We start from the raw sequence: 20,642 nt of genomic DNA, 5'->3' as shown, positions 1-20,642 counted from the left end.
CGGCTGTTCATGAGGATGGTCTTGCAGGGGTGGGTCGCCTTGCTCGCGGTGGTCGTCGCGGTGTGTCCCGCCGTCGCGCGGGCCGGCGACGGCGCCGCGTGGATCCTGGTCGACACCGGGGCGCTGACCCTGACCGTATTCTCCCCCGAAAACCGGGTTCTCGCGCGCTTCCGGAACATTTCGATCGGCAGCGGCGGGGTGGCGGACGCGCATCGGCGTGGCGACGAAACCACGCCGCGTGGCACCTTCCGTGTCTCCTGGGTCGACCGCGAGAGCCGCTTCGGCATCTTCTACGGGCTCGACTACCCGTCGGCGGCCGTCGCCCGCCTGGCCTATCTCGAGGGCACCATCGACGGGGCCGAGTTCGACGCCATCATGGCCGCGCGGCAGCGTCATCGCGTGCCACCGCAGAACACCGCGCTCGGGGGGCAGCTGGGGATACACGGGGTCGGCCGGGGCGATCCGGACGTCCAGCAGGCGGTCAACTGGACCGACGGCTGCATCGCGCTCACCAATCGCGACATGCGGCGGCTCGGGCGCTGGATCCGCATCGGCACGCGGGTGGTGGTGCGCTAGCGTGCGGCGGGGGCGATAGACGGCAGGGCGCCGAAGCGCGTCCTGCCGGGGGACGGCGCCGGGAAGCGGGACGGCTGGCTTCCCCGGCACCGGCGACATCACTTCTGCATCGTCTTCTTGAACATGCGGTCGATCTTCTCGGCCAGCTTGTCGACTTCGGCCTTGGCGGCGTCGGCGGTCGACTTGGCTTCGTCGGCGGTGGACTTGGCGCTGTTGGCGGTCGCGTTGGCCTGGTCGGCCTTCTGCGAAGCCTGCGCCGCATCGGCCTTGGCGGAATTGGCGGTGGTGGCGGCGGCGTCGGCCTTCGACATCGCCTGGTCGGCGGTGCTCTGGGCCTTGGTCATCGCATCGGTGGTGGCGCAGCCACCCAGCATGGCGAGGGCAACCAGCGAGGCTGCCAGGATGGACTGGGTCTTGAACGAGCGTGCTTGCATCATTTTCTTCTCCTGAGTGTGATGTTTCCAGAATTGCCATGGGTGTAAGCCATGGTCCGACACTACCTCGGACGGCCCGTCTGGATGCGGGTTGCCCGATAACCCTGATGCTGCTGTAGAAATGTAAATCGGATTTTGGTTCCCTGGCCAGCGGTTCAGCCCGGATGCGCCGCATTGTGCTCCCATGTCCGCTCGCACAGGTCGGCCGGGCGGTCGACGTCGCGGACGATGCCGGGATCGTCCAGCGCGCAGCGCACGACCGCCTCCGGAAACGCCGCCACGATGCGCCGCGCGCCCTGGTCGCCCGCGAGGGCCGCGAGCCGGCTGCCCCATTCGCGCGCGAAACCGACCGGATGCCCGTTCCGGCCCCGGTACTCGGGCACCACGATGCGGGCGCCCCCGCGCAGCGCCTGCGCGACCCGCGCGTGGCTCGCCGGATCGATGAAAGGCATGTCGGCCAGCGCGACGAGCCAGCCCGCCGCATCGGCCGCCGCGCCGACGCCTGCGGCGAGGCTGTGGCCCATGCCGTCGCGCACCGCGGCACGCGTCACCACCTCGTAGCCTTCGTCGACCAGCCATTCCGCCAGCCGGCCGCCGTCGGGGCGCACCACGGCCACCGCACGGTCGCAGGCCGGGCGCAGGCGGCGCGCGGCGGCGATGGCCATCGGCAGCGCGTCGGGCAGCGGATGCAGCAGTTTGTCGCTGCCGAAGCGGCTGCCGCTGCCGGCGGCCAGCAGGATGCCGACGAGGGGGGCGGTCGCTTCCATGCTCAGTCGACCCGGCAGCCCGCGCGATCGGCCGCGGGCGCCTCGGTTGCGGGGGCGGCGGCGGGCACGCCGTTCTTGGCGGCCGTCATCTCGGCCAGGATCGACACGGCGATTTCCGGCGGCGTGCGGCTGCCGATCGGCAGGCCCACCGGCCCGTGCAGGCGCGCCACCTCGGCGTCCGACAGGTCGAAATGCTGGCGCAGCCGTTCGCGCCGGCGCGCGCTGTTGGCGCGCGAGCCGAGCGCGCCGACGTAGAAGGCGGGCGACTTCAGCGCCTCCAGCAGCGCCATGTCGTCGAGCTTGGGGTCGTGCGTCAGCGCCACGACCGCGCTGCGCGGGTCGAGATCGAGGTCGACGACGGCGTTGTCGGGCATGCCCGGCAGCAGCGTCGCGCCCGCCACGTCCCAGCCGCCGCTGTACTCGACGCGCGGGTCGCACACCCACACCTGGTAGTCGAGCGCCTGCGCCATCGACGCGAGGATGCGCGAGATCTGGCCGGCGCCGATGATCAGCAGCCGCCACGCCGGGCCATGCAGCGTGGTGAGCCGGCGGCCGTCCCAGGCGAGCGCATCGCTGCGGCAGCCGTCGCGGATCGCCACGGTGCCGCGGTCGAGGTCGACCGTGCGCAGCGCCAGCTCGCCGGCGGCGGTGCGGCGCGCGAGCTCGTCGAGCGCGGCCGCGTCGGGCGCCGGCTCGATCACGAGTTCGAGCGTGCCGCCGCAGGGCAGGCCGAAGCGGCGCGCCTCGTCGACGGTGACGCCGTAGCGCTGGACGAAGGGCCGGGTGCCGCGGAATTCGCCGGCGGCCATGCGGGCGATCAGGTCGTCCTCGATGCAGCCGCCCGACACCGAGCCCTGCACCTGGCCGTCGTCGCGCAGCGCCATCCAGGCGCCGGGCGGGCGCGGCGCCGAGCCCCAGGTGCGCGCCACGGTGACGAGCGCGAAGCGGTGTCCCGCCTGCGCCCAGCGGCGCACCGCGCCGAGCACCTGGCTGTCCTGGCTGTCCATGCTCAGGCGGCCAGCTCGGCGGGGTTGAAGGGCATGCGCGTCAGGCGCTTGCCGGTGGCGGCGGCGATGGCGTTGGCCACCGCCGGCGCGGCAGGCGGCACGCCGGGCTCGCCGATGCCGGTCGGCGCCGCGCCGGAGGGCACGATGTGCACCTCGACCACGGGCATCTCGGCGATGCGCAGCGGCGGGTAGGTGTCGAAGTTGCCCTGCACGACGCGGCCCGCGTCGAGCGTGATCTCGCCGCGCAGCGCGGCCGACAGCGCGAAGCCGACCGCGCCCTCGACCTGCGCGCGCACGACGTCCGGGTTGACCGCGATGCCGCAGTCGACCGCGCAGACCATGCGGTCGACCCGGATGGCACCGTCGCGGGCCACGGTCACCTCGGCCACCTCGGCGACATAGGAATTGAACGACTCGTGCACCGCGACGCCGCGGCCGCGCCGCTCACCGGCCTTGCCCGGCTTGAGCGGCGTGCCCCAGCCGGCCTTCTCGGCGGCGAGCAGCAGCACGCCGGCGTGGCGCGGATGCCCGGCGAGCAGTTCGACGCGGAAGGCCACCGGGTCGCGGCCGATCGCCGTCGCCACCTGGTCGACGAAGGTCTCGGTCGAATACGCCGTGTGCGACGAGCCGACCGAGCGCCACCACAGCACCGGCACCGGGATGTCCTCGGGCGTGTGCAGGTCGACCGTCATGTTGGGAATCGCATAGGGCAGGTTGGCCGCGCCCTCGACCGAGACGAGGTCGATGCCGTCCTTGATCATGCCGGCGGCGAAGGGCGAGCCCGCCATGATCGACTGGCCGACCAGCCGATGGCGCCAGCCCACGAGCTTGCCGTTGCCGTCGATCGCGGCCTCGAGCGCGTGGTGGAACAGCGGCCGGTAGTAGCCGGCGCGCATGTCGTCCTCGCGCATCCACACCAGCTTCACCGGCGCGCGGCCGCCGATCGCCTTGACGATGTGGGCGGCCTCGAGTACGTAGTCGGAATCCTTGGAGGCGCGGCGGCCGAAGCTGCCGCCGGCGTAGAGCATGTGGATCGTGACCCGCTCCGGCTTGATGCCGAAGAAGCGCGCCAGCGCGTACTGGTCGCCGGTCTGGCTCTGCTCGCCGTTCCACACCTCGCAGCCGCCGTCGTGCAGATGGATCACGCAGTTGAGCGGCTCCATCGGCGCGTGCGCCAGGTAGGGGAAGTCGTAGCTCGCGCGCACGACCTTGGCCGCCTGGCCGAAGGCGCGCTCGGCGTCGCCGTTCTGGTGCGCCACGAGGCCGGGCTTCTTCGCCATCTCGCGGTAGCGCGCGAAGAGTTCCTCGCTGCCGAGCTTGAAGGCGCCGCTCTCGTCCCAGCTCACCGCCAGCGCGTCGCGGCCCTTCTTGGCGCTCCAGGTGTCGGTGGCGAGCACGGCGACGCCCTGCGGGATCTGCACCACGTCGACCACGCCCTTGACCGCCTTGGCGCGGCCGGCGTCGAAGGATTTGACCCTGGCGCCGAAGCGCGGCGGGTGCGTCACCACGGCGACCAGCATGCCCGGCAGCTGCACGTCCTGGGTGAAGCGCGCCTGGCCGTTGGTCTTGTCGAAGCTGTCCTTGCGCTTGACCTGCTTGCCGATCAGGCGGAAATCCTTCGGGTCCTTGAGCGTGACGTGCGTCGGCACCGGCTCCTTGGCCGCCGCATCGGCGAGCTGGCCGAACGTCGCGCGGCGCTTCGACTTCGCATGGCTCACCACGCCGTCGCGCACCGCGATCTCGGCGGCCGGCACGTTCCACTGCTTCGCCGCGGCGGCGACCAGCATGGCGCGGCCGGCGGCGCCGGCGCGGCGCAGCTGCTCCCACGAATTGGCGATCGCGGTGCTGCCGCCGGTGCCCTGCGCCTTGCCCCAGAACAGGTTGTTGTAGCGGCTGGCGTCGGCCGGCGCGCCCTCGACGCGCACGGTCTTCCAGTTGGCGTCGAGCTCGTCGGCGAGGATCGTCGCCAGCCCCGTGTAGGTGCCCTGGCCCATTTCCAGGTGCTTGGAGATCACGGTCACGCTGTTGTCGGGGCCGATGCGCAGGAAGGCATTGGGCTCGAACGTGATCGGCGCGACCACGCCGGCGCCCGCCTTGCCCGGGCCGGCTGCCGGGGCGGCCAGCGCAGGCAGGCAGAAGCCGAGCGTGAGTCCGGCGCCGCCCTGCATGAAACGGCGGCGGCTGAGGTTTTCGATCGTCGTCATGGCGCGTCTCCTAGGCCAGGGCCCTGGCGGCTTCGTGGATCGCCGCGCGGATGCGGATGTAGGTCGCGCAGCGGCACAGGTTGCCCGACATCGCGTTGTCGATGTCGGCGTCGGTGGGCTTGCGGTTCTGGCTCAACAGCGCCACCGCGCTCATGATCTGGCCCGACTGGCAGTAGCCGCACTGCACCACGTCGAGCTTGCGCCAGGCATCCTGCACCGCCTTGCCGACGCGGTTCCTGTCGACCGCCTCGATGGTCGTGATCTTGCGGCCGGCCACGGCCGACACCGGGACCGAGCACGCGCGCGTCGGCGAGCCGTCGACGTGCACCGTGCAGGCGCCGCACAGGGCCTCGCCGCAGCCGTACTTGGTGCCGGTGAGATGCAGCGTGTCGCGCAGCGCCCACAGCAGCGGCGTGTCGGGGGCGACGTCGAGCTGATGCGGCGTGCCGTTCACGTTCAGGGTGATCATGGGCGGGCTCCTCGGGAAAGATGCGTCGTCGGTATCCAATCGATTCTAGATCATGCGCCGCGTTTGTTTCAGGCCGATGCTGGCCTGCCGGCCGGTTTGCGGCTGGGTTAGACTCGCGTTCGATCCGCCACTTCGACAGGCCGCCAGATGAACAGTTTCGCCTCGCACTACGCGCTGTTTCTCGCCGAAGCCGCCACCCTCGTGCTGGCCGCCCTCGCGCTCGTCGCCGGGCTCGGCTTCCTGTCGCGCCGCAAGGCCAGGCACCCCGGCGCCATCCAGGTGGTCGACGTCAACCGCCAGCTGGAGGCCGCCGGCGACCGCATCGAGGCGCTGCGGCTGTCGAAGAAGGGCCTCAAGGCCCTGCAGAAGCAGCGCAAGGCCGAACGCAAGGCGCGCCAGCAGGGGGAGGCCGGGCCGTGCAGCTACCTCATCGACTTCAAGGGCGACATCCGCGCCTCCGCCTTCGTCGCGCTGCGCGAGGAGATCACCGCGATCCTGCAGGTCGCCCGGCCGGGCGACGACGTGCTGCTGCGGCTGGAGAGCCCCGGCGGCATGGTCAACCGCTACGGCCTCGCCGCCGCCCAGCTGCTGCGCCTGCGCGACGCCAGGCTGCCGCTCACCGTGATGGTCGACACCGTCGCCGCCAGCGGCGGCTACCTCATGGCCGCCACCGCAGACACGATCGTCGCTTCACCCTTTGCGCTGGTCGGCTCCATCGGCGTCATCGCGCAGATCCCCAACTTCCACCGCTGGCTGCAGGCGCGCGACATCGACTGGGAGCAGTTCACCGCCGGCCAGTTCAAGCGCACCGTCACCGTGTTCGGCGAGAACACCGAAGCCGGCCGCGCCAAGCTGCGCGAGGAACTGGAGGACATCCACGCACGCTTCCGCGCCTTCGTGCACGAGCGCCGCGCCCACCTCGACATGGACACCGTCGGCACCGGCGAAGCCTGGCTCGGCAGCCGGGCGCGGGAGCTGGGCCTGGTCGACGAACTCGGCACCAGCGACGAGGTCATCCGCCGCGCCTGCCAGGGGGGCAGGGTGCTGCAGGTGAGCTACCAGCGCAAGATGACGCTGCCGGAGCGGGTGAGGATGTCGGCGCAGGCGGCTTGGGACGGGATTTGGCAGCCGCCTTCGCCGCTGGGGTGATCGGCCCGTAAGGCGGCGGGCCGGCGAGCTGTGCGAAAATCCTCCCGATAACACATACGGGGGGAGCGGCATTGAGCCAGCTGCTGATCAACAAATACCTCGGCGAACTCGCCACGCTGAAGAAGGTATCCGGCACGCACCGCGAATCCGTGGTGCGCGAGGCGTTCAAGGATTTGCTCAAGGCCTGGGGCCGCTCGCTCGATCTTACCTTCATCCCCGAATACGAACTCGAAACCAGGACCAAGGAGCGCCGCTATGTCGACGGCGCCTTGCTCCACACGCTGCGCGTGCCCTTCGGCTACTGGGAAGCCAAGGACGAGAAGGACGACCTCGACGCCGAGATCGCCCACAAGTTCAAGCGCGGCTATCCCAAGACCAACATCCTTTTCGACGACTCCAAGCAGGTGGTGCTGATCCAGCACGGCGAGGAAGTCATGCGCTGCGGCGTCGAGGACGTGGTGCAACTGGAAAAGCTGCTCAAGCTCTTCTTCGGCTACGAGCGCCCGGAGATCGAAGCCTTCCGCAAGGCCGTCGAGCAATTCAAGGTGGACCTGCCGGCCGTGCTCGAATCGCTGCGGGCGATGATCGAGGCGTCGCTGAAGACGCAAGCCGCCTTCCGCACCGCATCGGAAGACTTCCTCAAGCACGCGCAGGAAGCGATCAACCCGAATCTCACCGAAGCCGACGTGCGCGAAATGCTGATCCAGCACATCCTCACCGGCGAGGTGTTCCAGGCGGTGTTCCCCGGCACCAACTACCACGAGGACAACAACATCGCCTGCGCGCTGCACAAGCTCGAAGCGACCTTTTTCACCGGCAACACCAAGCACCAGACGCTCAAGGGCCTGGCCGCGTATTACGGCGCCATCCGCAAGGCCGCCGCCGAGATCGACACCCACCACGAGAAACAGGCCTTCCTCAAGGCCATCTACGAGAACTTCTACAAGGTCTACAACCCCAAGGCCGCCGACCGCCTGGGCGTGGTGTACACGCCCAACGAAATCGTACGCTTCATGATCGAAAGCGCCGACTGGCTGTGCGAGCACCATTTCAAGCGCAGCCTCGTCGACAAGGACGTGCACATCCTCGACCCGGCCACCGGCACCGGCACCTTCGTTTGCGAACTGATCGAGCACTTCCGCGGCCAGCCCGCCAAGCTCAGGCACAAGTACCGGCACGAACTGCATGCCAACGAAGTCGCGATCCTGCCGTACTACGTCGCCAACCTGAACATCGAGGCGACCTATGCGCAGGTCATGGGCGAATACCAGGAATTCCACGGCCTGTGCTTCGTCGACACGCTCGACAACACCTACGCGCTGCGCAAGCACGCCGGCCACATGGACGACCTGTTCGGCTCGGTGTCGGACGACAACGTCAAGCGCATCCGCATCCAGAACAGCCGCCGCATCAGCGTCATCATCGGCAACCCGCCCTACAACGCCAACCAGCTCAACGAGAACGAGAACAACAAGAACCGCGAATACCCCGAGATCGACAAGCGCATCAAGGACACCTACATCGCCGCCAGCACCGCGCAGAAGACCAAGGTCTACGACATGTATTCGCGCTTCTTCCGCTGGGCGGCCGACCGGCTGGACGAAAACGGCGTGCTCGCCTTCATCACCAACCGCAGCTTCATCGACAGCCGCACCTTCGACGGCTTCCGCGCCATCGCCGCCAAGGAGTTCAACGAAATCCGCATCGTCGACCTCGGCGGCGACGTGCGCGCGAATCCGAAACTATCCGGCACGACCCACAACGTGTTCGGCATCCAGACCGGCGTCGCCATCAGCTTCATGGTCAAGCGCGCCAAGCAGAAGGGCTGCCGGATTTTCTACGCGCGGCGGCCGGAGATGGAGACGGCCGAGGAAAAACTAACCTTCTTGCACAACGCTCGCATCCGCGACGTGGCGTTCGACGAGGTGGTGCCGGACGCAAAGCATAACTGGGTCAATCTGGCCAGTAATGATTTCACCGATCTGTTGCCGTTGATCACCAAAGAAGCAAAGCTCGCCTCGAAGTCGTCACAGGAAAGGGCTATTTTCAAAGTCTTCTCGCTCGGCGTATCTACTAGTCGCGACGAGTGGGTGTACGGAGAGAACGAGGCAGAGGTTCGTGCGAAAACTGCGTTTTTAATTGATATCTACAACCTCGATGTTCAGCGAGCAAAGGACCGAAAGAAGGCGTTGGATGCTTCTGAACTGACGTACGAGATTAAGTGGACACGCGCGGTTAAGAGCGATCTTGCCGCCGGAGTTCAATATCAGCGCACACAGGGTACCGTTGTTTGCTGCACATACCGGCCTTTCATAAAGAAGGCATTGCACTTCAATGGTCGCCTGATTGAAGTGCAGTATCAGCAGACCAAACTGTTTGGTGAGCACGGCAACGCGCCTAACCGAGTAATAGCCTTTACCGACGCCGGTTCACAGAAGCCATTCATGGCGTTGGTGTGCGAAAACGTATTCGATTATCACTTTGTTGGCGCAGCTGCCGCTGCGTCCGGGCTTCCCTTGTACAGGTATGAGGGGGGCCAGCGGATCGAGAACGTAACAGACTGGGGCTTAAACAAATTCAAAGAACACTACAAGCCCGAAACCGGCACAGGCAAACTCGCCCGCAAGATCACGAAGGAGGCGATTTTCCACTACTGCTACGCGGTGCTGCACGATCCCGTCTACCGCGAGAAGTACGCGCAGAACCTGAAGCGCGAATTCCCCCGCATCCCCTTCTACCCCGGCTTCTGGCGCTGGGCCGACTGGGGCAGGGCGCTGATGGACCTGCATATCGGCTACGAGGCCGTCGAACCCTGGGCGCTGACGCGCACCGACATCCCCGACGAGAAGGCCCGCGCCGCCGGCCAGTCGCCCAAGGCGATGCTCAAGGCCGACAAGGACGCCGGCCGCATCCAGCTCGACAGCGAAACCACGCTGTCCGACATTCCGCCCGAAGCCTGGGACTACAAGCTCGGCAACCGCTCGGCGCTGGAATGGATACTCGACCAGTACAAGGAAAAGAAACCCAAGGACCCGACCATCCGCGAGAAATTCGACAGCTACCGCTTCGCTGCTTACAAGGACAAGGTGATCGACCTGTTGATGCGCGTGACGACGGTGAGCGTGCGGACGGTCGAGATCACGCGGCAGATGCAGGAGGCCGCGCGATGAACGCGCGCCTCTCCCGCCGGATTCGCCGCAGCATGGTGTTGGCGTGCGCGGTGATCGGCGCTCTGTCGTTGGCGTCCGCGAGCGCCGATGAGCCGTTCTACCGCTGCAGCGTCAACGGCAAGACGGTCTACACCGACAAACCCTGTGATGCGCCGACGCTGCCGGGCGCGTCAGGCCAGAATGCCGCTGCCGCCGGCCCTGGCGGCAAATCCGCCGCTTCGATCACGCTCGATTACACGACGCCTTACGGGGTCTGGCGCGGGCAGGCCCAATACCAGGCGGCGGTGAAGGGCCAGCCGGTGGCCGAGGCGCATGGGGTGGTGCCGCTCGTGGTCCAGGTGGACAAGGCCGGCAAGGTTCAGGGCGCGAGTCCCGAGAACGGCTGCACGCTGCTGGGCGTGGCGGCGCCCTATCTGACGCCGAACATGCTGACACTGGATGTGACCCTGGCCGGTTGCCGCTATACGGCTTACAACCGGCGCTATTCCGGCACGCTCGCCCTTTATCCGTCGAGGAACTCGGTGCAGTTTTCCTTGCACGCCAGTATTGTCGGCCTAGCTACTTTCGGAAGCAGCCCAACCTTCTTCGACATCAAGGCGACGATGCGCCGCTGAGTGGTGGGGGATGGCGGACTCAAACGCAGGCAAAGGAGGATCACTTGGCGCGACTGAAGCACTCTCTCGTTGAAGGCATCATCGAACTCACCAGCAAGCTGCCCTGGTGGGCCGGCGTGGCGCTCGCGATTGCCGCGTATCTCTGGCTGCACAACGTGGCGAGCACGGACGTGACGATCGTCGCCCAGCCCGGCCAGATGGGGAAATCCGCCGTCAGTGCGGCTTTTCAGTCGCTCGCCGTGTTCGGCCAGTACCTGCTGCCCCTGGCGTTCCTCGTCGGTGCGGCGGTGTCGGCGTATGGCCGTTACAGGCGGCGCGCCTTGCATGAGCAGGTGGCGGCGAGCCCCGACGCGGGTGCGCTCAACGCCATGAGCTGGCGGCAGTTCGAGTCGGTGGTGGGCGAGGCCTTTCGCCGCAAGGGCTATTCGGTGGCCGAGAAGGGCGGCGGCGGGGCCGACGGCGGCATCGATCTGGTGCTGAAGAAGCAGGGCGAGACCTTTCTCGCGCAGTGCAAGCAGTGGCGCGCGGTCAAGGTGGGCGTGAACATCGTGCGCGAGCTCTACGGGGTGATGGCGGCCCGGGGGGCCACGGGCGGGTTCGTGGTGACGTCCGGCGTGTTCACCGACGAGGCGCGCGCGTTTGCCAAGGGCCGGAACATCGAGCTGATGGACGGCAAGGCGCTGCACGCGCTGATCGCCGGGGTGAAGCCGCCGCCCAAGTTTTTCCGCGACCCGCTCAGCGTGATGACGACCGGCGCGCCATTCTGCCCGGAATGCCAGAGCCGGATGGTGAAGCGCAAGGCCAAGCGGGGGGCCAACGCGGGGCAGGAATTCTGGGGATGCACGCGCTATCCGGACTGCAAGGGCACGCGGGCGGCCTGAGGCGATGCCTTGTCTGATTACTATGCCCGAATCTTCCTGCTGAGCCACATGCGTGCCTACACGAGTCTGGCAGGGCACATCCTCGGCTCGCACCCGCAGATCAACGGCTACTACGAGATGCACCTCAGCTATGAGGACGCATCCGCGCTGGACCGGCAGCTTGAGCTGTACCGGCAGGGCGATGCGCTCAAGCCGAACAGCCGCTACCTGTTCGACAAGCTGCTGCACAACGACTATGTGCTGAAGCCCGAGCGGCTGGGGCGTGCCGACATCAAGATCCTGGTTTCGCTGGCGGAACCGGCGCACACGATCCGCAGCATCGTGCATCTGTTTGCGCAGAAGCCGGACCCGGATCTGTATGCGTCGCCGGTGGAGGCGGCGAAGTATTACGTCGAGCGCGTGCGCGCGCTGGCGGGGTTTTGCCGCACAAGCGATTGGCCTTATTTCTATTTCGATGCGGAGCTGTGGCAGCGCGCGCCGGAGCGGCTGCTGCCCAGGCTGACGGCATGGCTGGCGCTGGATTCGCCCTTGAGCGAGCGGTATGAGGTGTTCAGCCAGACGGGGCGGGCGCGCAGGGGCGATACGTCGGAGCGGATGCGCAGCGGGGGCATCGACAGGGGGCGCAGCGATTATTCGCATATCGCGATTCCGCAGGCGGCGCTGGACGAGGCGCGGGAGGCTTATCGGATGTGCCGGGAGGAGATGGTGGCGCGCGCGCGGGGGTCTGTGACGGTTTAGGGGTGGGCTTCTCCACCGGGCCCTCTCCCCCAACCCCTCTCCCGCAAGCGGGAGAGGGGAGTGCCGTGGTCGCTGGCTCGCTGTACCTTGAGAGGAAGGGGAGTCGCTGGGGCGGCGGAACACTCCCTCTCCCTTGAGGGAGAGGGTTGGGGAGAGGGTGGCAGGCCCGGGCTCGGTACTGTCCTCGGGCGAACCAAGCGGCCCTCTCCCCCCGACCCCTCTCCCGCAAGCGGGAGAGGGGAGTGCTAAGAAGTACGCCGATGGGTACCCCGCTGCTCTGCAGCGACCCTTTCGCTGTCCCACGAGTGGGAAAGGGGAGTGCTGTGGCGGCGGAACACTCCCTCTCCCTTGAGGGAGAGGGTTGGGGAGAGGGTGAAACCTGAACCTCGCTCTGACCCTGGCGTGTCACCCGGCCCTCTCCCCCGGCCCCTCTCCCGCAAGCGGGAGAGGGGAGATAGAGGGGAGTGCTGCGGCTGCATGGCGCCCTCGCCCCTCCGGGGAGAGGGGGCGCTACCACTTCAGAACAGGCTGTCCCACGCATCGCGCTCGGCGCGGTAGTCCATCAAGGCCTCGACGATCTGCTGCTTGCGTTCGGCGCGGTGCGCGGCGGACTGGATCTGGCGCCAGGCCGGGGCGTGCTCGCCGAAGTTGCGGTCGATGTTGTCGATGAAGGCGCGCACCTGCTGCAGCGCCTCGGCGAGCGGCGCTGCACTGAGCCACCAGTGGCCGGCCTCGAAGACGAGGCGTTGCAGCTGCCGGTTCTTCTCGACGATGGCGTCGTGCTTCTGCTGGTAGAGCGCGAGCAGTTCGGTCTCCTTCGCGCCGACGACGGCCTCGATCAAATCTTTTGCAAACGGCCGGTTCACGTCGGCGCGCCTGACCAGTTCCTCCGTGGAAAACAGCATCAGGTCGCCGAAGAACTGGCGCTCGAATTCGTCGGAGAGGTCGATGCCCTGGCGGGCAAGTTCGACGCCGGGGCGGAAGTCGTCGGCGAACCCGGCCTCGGTGGTGCGGCGGTGCAGGTTGGGCAGGTTGGCCGAGGCGAAGCGCGGCCCGATCTCGGCGGCGATCAGCCGGCCGGCGGTGGGGCCGGACATCCTCAAACGCAAATGCCCGAAGGGGATGATGTACTTGAGCCCTGCGTAGTTGACGATGGTGTTGCCGGGGTAGACCGTGCGCGCGGGGCTCAACTCGGTGAACCCCTTGCCGTAGCCGAACCAGGTCCTGCGCGTGAGGTGCTCGCCGAAGAAGAAGGCGTCGAGCCGGGCGGCGAAGTCGGCGAGGCAGGCGCGGTGGTCGTGCGCGCCGTGCAGGCGGCACGAATACGCGAAGGTCGCCGGCTGGTTCTCGAACCCGAACAGCTTCGCCAGGTCGTGATACGCGGCGTCGCCCGGCTGCTCCGCCGGCAGGCCGTGGAAGCTGCAGGCCGCGTCGCCGCGCAGGCCGGCCAGGCGGGTGAAGAAGGCGGTGACGTCGTCGAGGAAATTCGCCGCCATCACCGACGGCGACACGGGCGGGTCGCCGACCATCTTGCCGGTGAGCATGAGCGTGTCGGTGCTGCGGAAGATGCGGTCGATGGCGTGGAAGTAGGGCAGCGCATGGACGACTTCCTCGCCGGCTGCGGTCTGCCGGTTGACGCACAGGCTCTCGTCGCTGTCGACGAGGTAGTAGAGCGTGTTGTCGCGGTCCTCGGTGAGCTGCAGGAATTTCAAATAGCAGAGGTTGCGGTTGGCGGCCTGGCCCTTGCGCGAGAAGTGTTCGCGCGGCTGGGTGGTGAGCAGATGGCCGAGCCGTTCGCGCTGCGGCGCGGGCAGGGCGTGCAGCAGGTCGTACTGCTCGTCGAGCCCGAAGTGGACGACCTGGAGGCCCTTCTGCCGGTATTCCTCGACCAGCGCCTGATGGCGGCGGATGTTGGCCGCGTCTCGGCTGTCCTCGCTGACGACGACGGTGATGCGGTCCCATGTGCCGGCGGTCTGGCCGCCGTAGCCGAACAGCGTGCAGACCTGGTAGAGGCTTTCGAGGCAGGCCTTCAGGTGGGGCGGGCGATCCGCCACCGGGATGGCGAGGATGAAACGATGGCGGTCGTCGTGGCCGCGTTGCCGGATCAGCGCTTCCTGCTCGCGGAACAGCGCCTGGTAGCTCGCCAGCAATGCATGGAAGTCCGCCGCGCCCGACCACATCGCCTGTTCCAGCAGGGGATAGCAGGGTTCGTAGAGGGCGATGAGGGCGTCGAGTGCTGTTACGCCCTCTCCCTCGGAGGGAGTCCCCTTTCGCGTATATGGCCCCTCTCCCTCCAAGGGAGAGGGTTGGGGAGAGGGTGCGGCAGCAGTGGTGGCGGACGGTTGTGCGGCGCGAGCGTTCCCCCTCTCCCTGGCCCTCTCCCCGGCGGGGAGAGGGGATTGGGTTGGGGACAGGCCGTCAAAAGATACCCCCTCTCCCTCCAAGGGAGAGGGTTGGGGAGAGGGTACGGCAGCAGTGGTGGCGGACGGTTGCGCGGTGCGAGCGTTCCCCCTCTCCCTGGCCCTCTCCCCGGAGGGGAGAGGGGATTGGGTTGGGGACAGGCCGTCAAAAGATACCCCCTCTCCCTCCAAGGGAGAGGGTTGGGGAGAGGGTACGGCAGCAGTGGTGGCGGACGGTTGTGCGGTGCGAGCGTCTCCCCTCTCCCTGGCTCTCTCCCCGGCGGGGAGAGTGGATGGGGTTGGGGACAGTCCATCACAAGATGCCCCCTCTCCCTCGGAGGGAGAGGGCTGGGGAGAGGGTGCGGCAGCAGTGGTGGCGGACGGTTGTGCGGTGCGAGCGTTCCCCCTCTCCCTGGCCCTCTCCCCGGCGGGGAGAGGGGATGGAGCGGGGAGCAGTTCGCCACAGCATGCCCCCTCTCCCACTTGTGGGAGAGGGCTGGGGAGAGGGGCCAGTCCATCACAAGATGCCCCCTCTCCCTCGGAGGGAGAGGGCTGGGGAGAGGGTGCGGGGTGTAGGAGCCGGCTGGCCGCAGGATCCAGCACGCGCCGCAGCTGCCCGCCGATTTCGGCCAGCGCGGGGATCGCGGCCGCGTGGCGCGCGATGCAGTCCCGCAGGGCCGCGGTGGCGGCTTCCGTCAAGGGCTTTTCAGGTGCGGAAGGCTGGGCGGGGAATGCATTCGCCGGAATGTTCATCGACACTGGGGCAGCACGTGCGCGTGGTTCGAAGCAAAGGCCTAATAGTACCCGCCTGCGCGGCGAACCCGGACGGTCCCGTGCCGTGGCGCCCGGCCGCGCGGGCGGCTAGATTGAAAGCATCCGCATGACTGACAAGGACGCCCGATGACGATGCGCTTTCTGCTGTTGATGATGTGTGCCGGCTTCGCACTCCCGGCGGGTGCACAGGACGCGATGCGCGGCAAGACGCTGTTCGAGGCCAACTGCAGCCGCTGCCATCGCAACGGCGCGGCGGACATGCGGACGCCGCTGGCGGAGCTGCCTGCCGTGCTGGCGAGCAGGTCGGTGCGGGCGCACCGTTTCCGGTTGAGCGAGGCCGAGGTAAATGACATCGCGGCCTATCTCGCGGCCGCGAGGCCGTCGCAGTAACCGGCCGATGGGGCGGCTCAGCTTCTGAGCCGCACCCGCTTCTCCACGGTCAGCACCTCGCCGGCCGCATCCACGACCGCATAGAGCCGGGGCTGCGGGCGGTGGACCCAGGTCGGCCCGGGGACGGGGCTGTCGAGGTAGATCACCTGTGCGCCGTCGAGCTGCCGTTCGACCTGGCCGCGGGCGAGCAGGTCGTTCAGGGCGTCGATGGAAATCCCGCGCTGCTTCATGCGGCTGAAGGCGAGGGGGCTGATCTTTCCGAGCTTCATCATGGCTTCTCCTGGTGCGTATGCGATGAACCGGAGCCCGCACATTCGCATTGGCGTTTTCCGGTTTTGGTATTTATACTGTATACGCATACAGCTGTAAATGCATACAGTATCCGGAGGAAGCCATGCGAGACCTGACGCCCCGCCAGGAAGAAATCCTGAACCTGATCCGCGAGTGGATCGAGACCACCGGCCTGCCGCCGACGCGCGCGGAAATCGCGGAGCGCTTCGGCTTCAGTTCACCCAACGCGGCCGAGGCGCATCTCAAGGTGCTGGCGAAGAAGGGCGTGCTGGAACTGGTGCCGGGCACCTCGCGCGGCATCCGCCTGAAGGGCGGCGGCGGGCTGGCGGTGGTCGGCCAGGTGGCCGCGGGCAGCCCGATCCTGGCGCAGGAGAACATCGAGCGGCACTACCAGCTCGACGCCGCGATGTTCTCGCCGCGCGCGGACTACCTGCTGAAGGTGCGCGGCATGAGCATGAAGGACGCCGGCATCCTCGACGGCGACCTGCTCGCGGTGCACCGCAGCGCCGACGCCCGCGCCGGGCAGGTGGTGGTGGCGCGGCTCGGCGACGAGGTCACGGTCAAGCGCTTCAGGAAGCGCGGCCACACCGTGCAGCTCCTCCCGGAAAACCCCGACTTCGAGCCGATCGAGGTCGACCTCACGCGCCAGGAACTGGTGATCGAGGGCATCGCAGTCGGCGTCATCCGCAACGGCAAGAGCCTGTGAGCCGGGCTTGAGCGGGAAGATTTGACCTGGAGGCACCACGATGGGCACTGGGCTGGGTGAAATCGTTTTGTACCGGGCGGCCGACGGTGGCCCGGCGCTGGACGTGCGGCTGGAGCGGGAGTCGGTTTGGCTTTCGCTTAACCAGCTTGCTGACTTGTTCGAGCGGGACAAGTCCGTGATCTCGCGCCACCTCCGTAATGTCTTCAAGGAGGGAGAACTGGAACGCTCGGCAGTTGTTGCAAAAAATGCAACAACTGCCGCTGACGGAAAAACCTATCAGGTCGAATACTTCAACCTGGACGCGATCATCTCGGTCGGCTACCGCGTGAACTCCCTGCGCGGCACCCAGTTCCGCATCTGGGCCACCAACGTGCTGCGCCAGCATCTGGTGCAGGGCTACACCGTGCACGCGCAGCGCTTGAAGGAACTCAACCAGGCGGTGCGTCTGGTTGCCGACGTGGCACATCGGCGCACGCTGAGCGGCGACGAGGCGAGCGCGCTGCTCGAGGTCGTGGCGGACTACGCCTACGCGCTGGAGGTGCTGGATGACTACGATCACCAGCGGGTGCGCCTGGGCGAAGTGTCACCTGGTCCGGTGGCGGCGCTGGTGCTGGATGAAGCGCGCCAGGTCATCGCGCGCATGGGCGAGCGCTTCGGCGCTTCCTCTTTGTTCGGCCGGGAAAAGGACGACGGACTGGAAGGCTCGCTGTCGGCCGTGATGCAGACCTTCGACGGGCAGGAGGTCTACCCCAGCCTGGAAGAAAAGGCGGCGCACCTGCTGTATTTCCTGGTGAAGAACCATCACTTCGTCGACGGCAACAAGCGTATCGCGGCCGCGCTGTTCCTGTGGTTCCTGCAGAAGAACCAGGCGCTCTACCGCGCCGATGGCGGCAAGCGCATCGCCGACAACGCGCTGGTGGCGATGACGCTGCTGATTGCCGAGAGCCGGCCGGACGAGAAAGGCGTGCTGACGCGGGTGGTAGTGAACCTGATCAATCGGCGCAATTCGTGACCGGTCTGGCGCAACGGAGCTGTTCGTGAATCCTTCCCTCGAATCGGTGCTGCAGCACCCCGGCATCTGGCGCGGCGACCGGCGCGCGCAGACGGCCGAGGCCGCGCTGCCGACCGGCTTCGCCGCGCTCGACGCGCTGCTGCCGGGCGGCGGCTGGCCGCGCGGGGCGCTGACCGAGCTGCTGCTCGCGCGCCAGGGCATCGGCGAGCTGCGGCTCTTGATGCCGGCGCTGGCGCAGCTGCCGGAGACGGACGGCTGGCTCGCCTGGGTGGCGCCGCCCTACGTGCCGTATGCCGCGGCGCTCGCGGCCGCCGGCATCGATCTGAAACGCCTGGTGGTGGCGAAGCCGCCGACCGAGGCCGACGCCTGGTGGACGGCCGAGCAGGCGCTGCGCTCGGGTGCCTGCGGGGCATTGCTGGCGTGGCTGCGCGCGCCCGACGAGCGCCGCATGCGCCGCCTGCAGCTGGCGGCCGAAACGGGCCACGCCTGGGGCGTGCTGTTCCGCCACGCACGCGCCGCGCACGAGCGCTCGCCCGCCGCGCTGCGCCTGCTGCTCGAACCGGCCGCCGACGGGCTCGCGGTGCACATCCTCAAGCGCCGCGGCGGTCCGGTGAGCCAGCCGGTGGTCGTGGCGCTGCCGCAGGCGGGTGCGGCGCGGCGCCCGCGACGGACGGCGCCGGTGCTGTCGCTGGTGCAGGCCTGATCGGCTTTTGCTCAGGCGAGTACTGCAATGTATCGCGCGCTGAACAGGTTCCTCGACAGATTTGTCCTTCGACAGGCTCAGGACGAACGGCAGGCTGTTCGGTCCGTTCGCGGTGAGCCTGTCGAACCGCAAAATCAACGCGCTCGGCATTTCCACGCGGCAAGCCATTTCCTGAAGTAACACTCTGCGGGTTTGTCGTCATGCTGTGGCTCGCGCTCCACTTCCATTCGCTGTCCCTCGAAGTCTTCATCCGCGGCGCGGCCGAGGCGAGTCCGCTGGCGGTCGTCGAGAAGGAGGGCGGCCGCACCCGCATCGTCGCCTGCAACGAGCCCGCCGAATCCTGCGGCGTGCACGCCGGCATGGCGGCGCCCGCGGCGCAGGCACTCGCAGAGGGCCTCATCGTGCGCCGGCGCGATCCCCTGTCCGAAGCGGCTGCGCTCGAGGGGCTCGCCGCGTGGGCGGGGCGCTTCACGCCGTCGGTCAGCCTCGTGCCGCCTGACGGGCTGCTGCTCGAAATCAGCCGCTGCCTGCGGCTGCATCGTGGACTGGCCAACCTCCTCAGGCAAGCACGTCAAGGCCTCGGCGACATGGGCTATGCGGCGAGCATGGCCTGCGCGCCGTCGTCGCACGGCGCTTGGCTCTTGGCGAAGGCCGGGATCGAGAAGGCGATCCGCGAGCCCACGCGGCTCGAGCAGGTGCTCGCCGCGCTGCCGGTCGCCCTGCTCGACCAGCCGCCGGCGGTGGTCGAGGGGCTGGAGAAGGTCGGCGCGTCGACGTTCGGCGACTGCCTGCGCTTGCCGCGCGCAGGCACCGCGCGGCGCTTCGGCCAGGCGCTGGTCGACGAGCTCGACCATGCGCTCGGCCGGCTGCCCGAGGCGCGTGCGTTCTTCGAGCCGCCGGCAAGCTTCGAGCGTTCGCTGGAACTGCTCGCGCCGGTGCACGCCGCCGAAGCGCTGCTGTTCGCCGCGCGCCGCCTGCTGCCGGAACTGGAGGGTTTCCTCGCGCTGCGCCAGGCCGGCGTGCAGGAAATGGAACTCGCCTGTCGCCACGAGCGGCGCGACCCCACCGTCGTCAAGCTCGGCTTCGTCAAGCCGGTGCGCGACGCCGGGCGCATGCAGCTCCTCTTGCGCGAGACGCTCGGCCGCACCCGCCTGCCGGCGTCGGTGCACACGATCGTGCTGCGCGCGCCGCGCGTGCTGCCGCTGGCGGGATCGAACAGCGACCTGTTCCAGACAAAGACCAGCGAAGCCGACGGCGACCTGCTGCTGGAGCGCCTGCGCATCCGCCTCGGTGCGGACGCGGTCTACGGCATCGAGACCGCCGCCGACCACCGCCCCGAGCGCGCCTGGCGTCCGGCCCAGGTCCCGCGCGGCGCGGCCGCCGCCAACCGCCATCGCCCGCTGTGGCTCCTGCCCAATCCGCAGCCCTGCCACGACGGCCGGCTCAAATTGAAGTCCGGCCCCGAGCGCATCGAAAGCGGCTGGTGGGACGGCAGCGACGTCGCGCGCGACTACTACGTCGCGGAAGACCGCAGCGGCGCGCAGCTGTGGGTGTATTGCGACCGCGGCAGCGGCGAGTGGTATGTGCATGGGGTGTTTGCGTGATGGCGAAAGTCGGCCCTCTCCCTAGCCCTCTCCCGCAAGCGGGAGAGGGGACGGACGTGCCTCTACCACTTGCGGGAGTTGGCTCACCCTACAACACCCCTCTCCCACTCGTGGGAGAGGGGTGGCATGGAGATGCTGCTTCCATGATTGGTGGCGGCGTTTGCAACCACCCCCTCTCCCGCTTGTGGGACAGCGGATGGGTCGCTGCGCAGCAGCGGGGCACCCGCCGGCGTACTCCTTGCGGGTGGAGGGGTAGGGGAGAGGGCAATAAGCAGGAGAGAGGACGAACGATGACAAAGCCAGAATCATCCACCCTGACAAAAGCCAAGTCCCTGCGCACCCACCAGACCGAAGCCGAAGCGCGCCTCTGGTACCACCTGCGCGCGCATCGCTTCATGGGCCTGAAATTCAAGCGGCAGAAGCCTGTCGGTCGCTACATCGTCGATTTCATCTGCTGGGAGCGGCGCTTGATCGTCGAACTCGACGGCGGCCAGCATGCCGGGCAGTCGAGCTACGACCGGCAGCGCGACGCCTGGCTGCGCAGCCAGGGGTACACGGTGCTGCGCTTCTGGAATCACGAGGTGATGCAGGAGATGGAAGCGGTGCTGGAGCGGATGCGTTGTGTCATCGAATCATCTTCCCAAGGTGAGAAGGGGCGGATTACGCCCGGAGGAACTGGCTACCAAGCATCCCCTCTCCCGCTTGCGGGAGAGGGGTAGGGGAGAGGGCACGATGTGCCACGCGTTTTCGTGAT

At 68.0% G+C, this 20,642-nt stretch carries 19 protein-coding genes; 12 read left to right on the top strand and 7 right to left on the bottom strand.

The features are described 5' to 3' along the window. The first annotated feature begins 9 nt into the window (after nucleotides 1-9). Complete coding sequence (locus VA613_RS07355) at nucleotides 10-576, top strand: L,D-transpeptidase family protein (protein ID WP_324778453.1); 567 nt, start codon at nucleotides 10-12, stop codon at nucleotides 574-576. Nucleotides 577-674: 98 nt separating this feature from the next. On the opposite strand, the gene VA613_RS07350 is transcribed toward VA613_RS07355, so the two are convergent. From VA613_RS07350 to VA613_RS07330, 5 genes are all read right to left on the bottom strand, one after another. Continuing rightward, complete coding sequence (locus VA613_RS07350; protein WP_324778452.1) at nucleotides 675-1,013, bottom strand: Lpp/OprI family alanine-zipper lipoprotein; 339 nt, start codon at nucleotides 1,011-1,013, stop codon at nucleotides 675-677. 152 nt (nucleotides 1,014-1,165) lie between these two features. Then, nucleotides 1,166-1,777, bottom strand: coding sequence for a nucleotidyltransferase family protein (locus tag VA613_RS07345; RefSeq protein ID WP_324778451.1), 612 nt, complete (start codon nucleotides 1,775-1,777; stop codon nucleotides 1,166-1,168). 2 nt (nucleotides 1,778-1,779) lie between these two features. Beyond that, entirely contained in the window at nucleotides 1,780-2,784 is a 1,005-nt protein-coding gene (locus VA613_RS07340; protein WP_324778450.1) for an XdhC family protein, read from the bottom strand. Between the two features lie 2 nt (nucleotides 2,785-2,786). Beyond that, nucleotides 2,787-4,988 carry a xanthine dehydrogenase family protein molybdopterin-binding subunit gene (locus VA613_RS07335; RefSeq protein ID WP_324778449.1) on the bottom strand — a complete coding sequence of 734 codons (2,202 nt, stop codon included), beginning with the start codon at nucleotides 4,986-4,988 and terminating at the stop codon, nucleotides 2,787-2,789. A gap of 10 nt (nucleotides 4,989-4,998) precedes the next feature. After that, nucleotides 4,999-5,457, bottom strand: coding sequence for a (2Fe-2S)-binding protein (locus tag VA613_RS07330; RefSeq protein ID WP_324778448.1), 459 nt, complete (start codon nucleotides 5,455-5,457; stop codon nucleotides 4,999-5,001). A 147-nt stretch (nucleotides 5,458-5,604) separates the two neighbouring features. Here VA613_RS07330 and sohB point away from each other — a divergent pair, with 147 nt between their 5' ends. The 5 genes from sohB to VA613_RS07305 all read left to right on the top strand — a co-directional run bounded on the left by sohB (nucleotide 5,605) and on the right by VA613_RS07305 (nucleotide 12,009). After that, complete coding sequence (sohB, locus tag VA613_RS07325; RefSeq protein ID WP_324778447.1) at nucleotides 5,605-6,606, top strand: protease SohB; 1,002 nt, start codon at nucleotides 5,605-5,607, stop codon at nucleotides 6,604-6,606. Between the two features lie 71 nt (nucleotides 6,607-6,677). Next, complete coding sequence (locus VA613_RS07320) at nucleotides 6,678-9,776, top strand: type ISP restriction/modification enzyme (RefSeq protein WP_324781196.1); 3,099 nt, start codon at nucleotides 6,678-6,680, stop codon at nucleotides 9,774-9,776. Continuing rightward, on the top strand, nucleotides 9,773-10,390 hold the full coding sequence (locus VA613_RS07315) for a hypothetical protein (protein WP_324781195.1): 618 nt from the start codon (nucleotides 9,773-9,775) through the stop codon (nucleotides 10,388-10,390). Before VA613_RS07320 ends, VA613_RS07315 begins: the two co-directional genes overlap by 4 nt. Nucleotides 10,391-10,434: 44 nt before the next feature. Further along, the gene (locus tag VA613_RS07310; protein WP_324781194.1) at nucleotides 10,435-11,271 is read left to right on the top strand and encodes a restriction endonuclease; all 837 of its coding nucleotides are present in this window, start codon (nucleotides 10,435-10,437) and stop codon (nucleotides 11,269-11,271) included. Between the two features lie 9 nt (nucleotides 11,272-11,280). Beyond that, nucleotides 11,281-12,009, top strand: a complete 729-nt coding sequence (locus tag VA613_RS07305) for a hypothetical protein (protein WP_324781193.1) — start codon at nucleotides 11,281-11,283, stop codon at nucleotides 12,007-12,009. A gap of 518 nt (nucleotides 12,010-12,527) precedes the next feature. On the opposite strand, the gene VA613_RS07300 is transcribed toward VA613_RS07305, so the two are convergent. Further along, complete coding sequence (locus VA613_RS07300; RefSeq protein WP_324781192.1) at nucleotides 12,528-14,189, bottom strand: hypothetical protein; 1,662 nt, start codon at nucleotides 14,187-14,189, stop codon at nucleotides 12,528-12,530. A 1,119-nt stretch (nucleotides 14,190-15,308) separates the two neighbouring features. Here VA613_RS07300 and VA613_RS07295 point away from each other — a divergent pair. Further along, nucleotides 15,309-15,572 (top strand): cytochrome c, encoded by a 264-nt coding sequence (locus VA613_RS07295; protein ID WP_324781191.1) that lies wholly within the window; start codon nucleotides 15,309-15,311, stop codon nucleotides 15,570-15,572. Between the two features lie 17 nt (nucleotides 15,573-15,589). On the opposite strand, the gene VA613_RS07290 is transcribed toward VA613_RS07295, so the two are convergent. Further along, nucleotides 15,590-15,844, bottom strand: a complete 255-nt coding sequence (locus tag VA613_RS07290; RefSeq protein WP_324781190.1) for a hypothetical protein — start codon at nucleotides 15,842-15,844, stop codon at nucleotides 15,590-15,592. A 122-nt stretch (nucleotides 15,845-15,966) separates the two neighbouring features. On the opposite strand from VA613_RS07290, the gene lexA reads away from it, so the two are divergent. The 5 genes from lexA to VA613_RS07265 all read left to right on the top strand — a co-directional run bounded on the left by lexA (nucleotide 15,967) and on the right by VA613_RS07265 (nucleotide 20,607). After that, on the top strand, nucleotides 15,967-16,569 hold the full coding sequence (gene lexA / locus VA613_RS07285) for a transcriptional repressor LexA (RefSeq protein ID WP_324781189.1): 603 nt from the start codon (nucleotides 15,967-15,969) through the stop codon (nucleotides 16,567-16,569). A gap of 40 nt (nucleotides 16,570-16,609) precedes the next feature. Further along, nucleotides 16,610-17,581, top strand: a complete 972-nt coding sequence (locus tag VA613_RS07280) for a virulence protein RhuM/Fic/DOC family protein (protein WP_324781188.1) — start codon at nucleotides 16,610-16,612, stop codon at nucleotides 17,579-17,581. A gap of 25 nt (nucleotides 17,582-17,606) precedes the next feature. Continuing rightward, a complete protein-coding gene (gene imuA / locus VA613_RS07275) occupies nucleotides 17,607-18,284 on the top strand; it encodes a translesion DNA synthesis-associated protein ImuA (protein WP_324781187.1) in 678 nt (225 codons plus the stop codon). A gap of 200 nt (nucleotides 18,285-18,484) precedes the next feature. Then, nucleotides 18,485-19,888, top strand: a complete 1,404-nt coding sequence (locus VA613_RS07270) for a Y-family DNA polymerase (protein ID WP_324781186.1) — start codon at nucleotides 18,485-18,487, stop codon at nucleotides 19,886-19,888. A gap of 290 nt (nucleotides 19,889-20,178) precedes the next feature. Further along, nucleotides 20,179-20,607, top strand: a complete 429-nt coding sequence (locus VA613_RS07265; protein ID WP_324781185.1) for an endonuclease domain-containing protein — start codon at nucleotides 20,179-20,181, stop codon at nucleotides 20,605-20,607. Nucleotides 20,608-20,642: the final 35 nt, after the last annotated feature.

This window comes from Thiobacillus sp. SCUT-2, from assembly GCF_035621355.1.
Classification (GTDB): Bacteria; Pseudomonadota; Gammaproteobacteria; order Burkholderiales; family Thiobacillaceae; genus Thiobacillus; species Thiobacillus sedimenti.
Note: the sequence above shows the minus strand (reverse complement) of the source record. Positions and strands in the feature narration are given on the sequence as shown.